Origin of the sequence: Mucilaginibacter sp. (assembly GCF_039935595.1) — a bacterium.
Lineage (GTDB): Bacteria > Bacteroidota > Bacteroidia > Sphingobacteriales > Sphingobacteriaceae > Mucilaginibacter.
Genome location: NZ_JBDTJZ010000215.1, coordinates 1 through 5,259, shown reverse-complemented (window position 1 = coordinate 5,259; position 5,259 = coordinate 1). Strand labels below are relative to the sequence as shown.

2 protein-coding genes are annotated in these 5,259 nt (G+C 38.5%); one reads left to right on the top strand and one right to left on the bottom strand.

From position 1 onward, the window contains the following. On the bottom strand, window positions 1-3,235 hold a 3,235-nt coding region (locus tag ABI367_RS15415; protein ID WP_462229276.1), incomplete at its 3' end, for a ligand-binding sensor domain-containing protein. Window positions 3,236-3,590: 355 nt separating this feature from the next. Here ABI367_RS15415 and ABI367_RS15410 point away from each other — a divergent pair. Beyond that, window positions 3,591-5,153 carry a PAS domain-containing sensor histidine kinase gene (locus ABI367_RS15410; protein WP_462229274.1) on the top strand — a complete coding sequence of 521 codons (1,563 nt, stop codon included), beginning with the start codon at window positions 3,591-3,593 and terminating at the stop codon, window positions 5,151-5,153. Window positions 5,154-5,259 lie beyond the last annotated feature (106 nt).

Here is a 5,259-nt window from a genome sequence, read left to right as displayed (position 1 = left end):
CCGCAGGTATACCTATACCTGTGTCTGTTACCTCAAAAGCCAGTTCTAACTCATTATCTATCTGGTTAACCAACGTAACATTTAAAAAAACTTCGCCCTGATGTGTAAATTTAATGGCGTTACTTATCAGGTTAATTAATATTTGCCGCAGGCGCATACCATCGGCAATAAGTAATGCCGGCAAACGATGATCTATTTGGTATATAAGGTCAACATTAGTTTCGGCTGTTTTTTTGGTAAACAGGTCAAATACCTCTTCAATACATTCCCTCAGTTCAAATTCATGCGGGTCAAGATCCATTTTACCCGATTCGATCTTTGAAAAATCAAGCACGCCATTAATAACATTCAATAATGCCTCGCCGCTGTGAATAATAGTTTCGGCATATTCATGCTGTTCTTCTGTGAGGTTGGTTTCGCCAAGTAGTGCCGCCATGCCAATAACACCGTTCATTGGTGTACGTATCTCATGGCTCATGGTAGCTAAAAATATGCTTTTTGCTTTGTTTGCCTGTTCGGCATCTGATCGTGCCTGTTCGGCGTCAGCACGGGCATGCTCTTCCTGCATTCGCTGCTCATGCAGTTCTTCGTTTAAAGCTTGCAGTTCTTCGGTTTGCTCAACCAAGTCGCCGTTTAACTTTTTCAGATCTTCTGCCTGTTTAAGTACCTCTTTTGTACGCTGTGTAACCTGCCGTTCAAGTACAAGCTTTTGGGCTTTAATATTTTTTACCCTATAACTATATATAATATATAGCATTAAAATTATACATAATGCTACCAATACCTTAAACCACCAGGTTAGCCAAAAAGGCGGCATAATTATTATTTTTATCGCCGTACCTTTTTCATTCCAAACACCATCGTTATTAGCTGCCTTAACCCTAAATGTGTACTCGCCAGGATTAAGGTTAGTATAGGTGGCCCTATGTTGGCTGCCTACATAATTCCAGTCTTTTTCAAAGCCTTCAAGTATATAGGCATATTTATTGTCTTCAGGCACAGTATAATCTAAAGCGGCAAACTCAAATGAAAATACCGACTGTTCATGATTTAATGTAATAGCCCGCGTATCACTAATGGATTGCTTTAACGGTGAATTAGCCGCCCCGGCTATTACCGGTTTATTAAACAATTCAAAACCCGTTATAATTACTTTGGGGATATTGTTATTTTCGGTTACAAACCTGGGGTTAAAGGTGTTGAAACCATTGATGCCGCCAAAGTAAATTTCGCCCGCACTAGACATGAAACCCGCATTTAATTTAAACTCATGATCCTGCAAGCCGTTTTTTAACGTAAAGTTTTTAAATGTATGTTTTTGCAGATCAAAGCGGCTTAACCCCATGCTGGTACTTAACCACATATAAGTTTCGCCATCGTAAACCATACTGTAAATATTATTATTTGCCAGCCCATTTGTAGTTGTATAGGCTATAAATTGGTTTTTACCCCGTATAAACTTGTTTAACCCGCCACCTGTAGCTACCCAAACGTTACCGTTTTTGTCGCCTTTAATAGTAAAAATAATATTATTTGACAGGTTACTGTTAGCCTTGTTAAGCCGACTTATGGTATGTGTTGCTGCATGGTAAATACTAATTCCGGCGTTGTAAGTACCAATCCATACGTCACCATTCCTATCTTCATAAAAGCAGCGTATTACATCATTGCTTATAGTACTACTATTGTTATATATGCTTCTTAGCCTGGTAATTTTTTTTAAAGTGGGATCAAGTATATTAACACCGCCTCCGTTGGAGCCTATCCATAAATTATTTTTACTATCTTCCATTAAGGCGAATACGTGTTCATCTGACAATTGGTTTGCACGGCTGCCTTTAGTAAAATTGGTGAATGAATTTTTATTAATATCAAAGAGATCCACTCCGCCGGTGTAGGACCCTATCCATAAACGGTTACCTGTTTTGCTTTTTAATAGGGTAAGTATATTATTAGCAGATATTCCGTTCTTTACTTTATCCTGGTGCAAGTAATAAGTAAACGTATTATCCTTTTTATTAAATAAATTTAATCCACCGCCATCGGTTCCTACCCATATGTTCCCGTTATCCGCATCAGCAAATGAAGTTACCTCTTTGCCTGACAACCCTCTCTTATCGCCATACAGGTAGCGGTACACTTTAAATAAAGTTAGGCTTTTGTCGTACTTGCTTATACCGGCCGAACTTGCAGCCGCCCACAGAGTGCCTAAATCATCAACCAAAACGGCCCTTACCGATGACCCGCTTAAGCTGGTATTATCAGCAGGGGAGTTTTTAAACGAAGTAAATGTACCTTTACGGGTGGTATAAAAATCAAGTCCATCCTCGGTACCAATCCAAAAATTGCCGGCAGATGTAACCGCAATAGCATGAACATTGTTATGGCTTATGCTCAAAGTATCCCCATTTTTCTGTACGTGATGGCTAAAAACACCGGTCCCGGGGTTAAAAACATCCAGCCCCGCGTCGTTGGTTCCAATCAAAAGGTTTCCCTGTCCTGCATCGGCCATAACCGTAACATAATTACCGTTAATCGTATTTGTATCAAGAGCATTATGATAGTACGTAGTAAATTTTCCGGTTTTTTTATTAAAAAGGTTCAAACCATTGTTTGTGCCTACCCATAAACGTTTCTGGCTATCTTTTAAAATAACGGTTACACGGGTATAGCTTAGGCTGCCTGGCTTGCCATCTGCTATAAAACGTATTATTTTATTTGTTTTTGGATTTAGCAGATTAAGATTAATATATGTACCCACCCATATATTACCATTTTCGCCCTCACATATCGTATTAATACTTGAGTTAGTTAGTGTATTTGGGTTTGCCGGATCAGCATAATAATTTATAAAGGTATTATTGATACGGTTGTACTTGCTTAACCCCTCTTTAGTACCTATCCATAAGTTACCCGCCTTATCTTCATAAAGCGAACTAATACTATTACCTGCTAAACTGCTTTTATCACTTAAATTTTTTCGGTAAGTAGTAAAACGGTAACCATCATATTTATTTAGCCCATCCTCTGTACCAAACCACATAAAGCCATACCTATCCTTTAGGATGCAGGTAACTGTACTTTGCGAAAGTCCGTCCTCCGTTGTTATATGCGTAAACTTTACATTTTGTTTTCCATATAATTGTTGTTGAGCATATGTTTTCGGACAACAAAAAGCCGAGATTAACCCTATAAATAACAACAGGCCATACCTATATATTAAAAATTTGTACATTTTATTATACTAATTATTATCGGCCATTTACTATCAGCCATTTACTTAATGTTTTGTGTAATTGATGGTTTATCAGCGAGGCAGGTAATAATCATGTTTACGAAAACAATATTAAATATGTTTTATAAATACAATATATAAATTGCTGCACAGGTAAACCACCTTAACCACTTATTTACAATTATTTACTAATTTATAGGTATTATAATTTTGCTTGTTGCTTAGGATAGTTTAAATGTAATCAATAGAATATCAAATGGGATATACCATTACCAGAAACATTATTGTCTTAACTATGTTTTCATGTCATTATATTTACCCGTAATAAAATACAATCTCATCCGTATAAATAACTGTGCTTAATAATCAATTAACATCTTACCAGCAATATTTAATCGGTGGTGGCGAATTGGGCCGTCTTACCCGCGAGTTTGATTGGTCTAAAACTGCAATTGGCATACCCGATACCTGGCCGCAAAGCCTGTTAACAACGGTTGGCACTATATTAAACTCGCGCTTCCCCATGTTTTTATGGTGGGGGCCTGAATTAATACAATTTTACAATGATGCCTATCGCCCAAGTTTGGGTAATAACGGCAAACACCCTACTGCTTTAGGGCAACGTGGCGAAGACTGCTGGCCCGAAATATGGGCTGTTATTAAGCCCTTAATAGACCATGTTACGTTAACCGGCGAGTCGACATGGAGCGAGGATCAGTTAATACCTATTTACCGAAATAATAAACTGGAAGATGTTTACTGGACATTTAGTTACAGCCGGGTAATTGGTGACAATGGTGAACCGGGAGGAATATTGGTTATTTGTACCGAAACTACAGCACAGATACAATCTATTAATGACCTGCAGTATGCAAAAAAAGAATTAGAGTTTGCTATAGAATCGGCTGAGCTTGGCACATGGGACCTTAACCCAAAAACAAATCATTTTATTGGTAACGATCGCTTGAAATTATGGTTTGGCGTAGAAAAACATAATGAAATAGATTTAAAAGATGCACTTAATGTTATTATTGAAAATGACCGCGCTAAAGTTGCTGAGGCCATATTAAAGGCGCTTGAAAAAGGTTCGGATGGTAGCTATAGTATAGTTTACACTATTAAAAACCCCAAAGATAATATAGAACGAATAGTGGCGGCTAAAGGTAAGGCGGTATTTGATACTGATGGTAATGCCATACGTTTTAGCGGAATAATGGAAGATGTAACCGAAGACTACCAATTACAGCAGCGTAAGGACGAGTTTATAAGCGTAGCCAGCCATGAGTTAAAGACGCCTATAACATCTATAAGTGCATCAATGCAGATATTGCAGAGGTTGACCAAAACCGAGGAGCTGCCCGATAAAGTTTCCTTGTTTATTAATAAAGCCAGCAATAATTTAACCAAATTGGTACACCTGTTAGATGATCTGTTAAACGTTACCAAAATACAGCAGGGCCAGTTAGCCTTAAACAAAACGAGTTTTAACCTTACTGAACTTATTAAAGATTGCTGCGAACACCTGCACACGGGAGGCACCCACGAATTTATGGTAACCGGCAGCTCGTTTTTATTGGTAGACGCCGATTACAGGCGTATTGACCAGGTAATGGTAAACTTGCTAAGTAATGCGGTAAAGTATTCGCCGCAGGCCAAAAAGGTAGAGATATTGATTACCCATGATCAAAATAATGTTACTGTAGCTGTACGCGATTTTGGTATTGGCATAAATCCCGAAAAATTACCGCATTTGTTTGACCGATATTACCGGGTGGATGCTTTGGGCCATCAATTTTCGGGCTTAGGATTGGGTTTATACATCAGTTCGGAGATCATTAACCGCCATGGCGGCCAAATTGGCGCCGAAAGTACCCTGGGTGATGGGAGCACCTTTTGGTTTACCTTACCAATGGAATAGCACCCCGCTATTATTGTTTGACTCTAACTAATAATCTGCTAATACAATTATATTATCATTTATAGGCGCAATCCGCTCGCGGCCGTTTAAAAAGCCAAGGCCAACT